Below are 476 nucleotides of genomic sequence, written 5' to 3' on the forward strand. Positions count from 1 at the left end.
AGGAATGCTGCACGCACCTGCTCGGCGTCGCTTTCGGTGAAATAGGGCGAGAAGGATTTGTTCTTCTTATCCACTTAGAATCTTCGCCTCCCGCCACGGGTAGCCATCCGCCGCATGGATCAGCGCCCATAGCCGACGGTTCCTGCGAGTGTCATACTCCGAACTCACGGCACGCGGACCTGAGCTGCCGTGTCGATCTGCTCCGTCAGCACGGTGATAGTTCGGGCAAGCTGATCGATGCGGTCCAGATGCAGCCGGACCATGAAGGCATGGTGCTCGCCAAACATGCCGGTAAGCGCTTCGGTTAGTGCCGGGATCTTTGCCCTCATGCTGGCCCGGGCAAACTGCGCGAGTACCTGCGGATCCCGTTCCCCACGGATCAACGCCTCGAGCATCGCCCGGGACGATACCCCGGTGAGTTCACTGACCATGCCTGAAAGCTTGATTCCCGTGCTCTCGAGGAACTTCTCCAGGCG

1 pseudogene is annotated in these 476 nt (G+C 60.3%); it reads right to left on the reverse strand.

Annotated elements, in window-relative coordinates:
* Positions 1 to 164 precede the first annotated feature (164 nt).
* Positions 165 to 476, reverse strand: a pseudogene (locus tag ASG92_RS25475) (IS110 family transposase); the annotation flags it as partial.

It is taken from the genome of Arthrobacter sp. Soil736 (genome assembly GCF_001428005.1).
Lineage (GTDB): Bacteria > Actinomycetota > Actinomycetes > Actinomycetales > Micrococcaceae > Arthrobacter.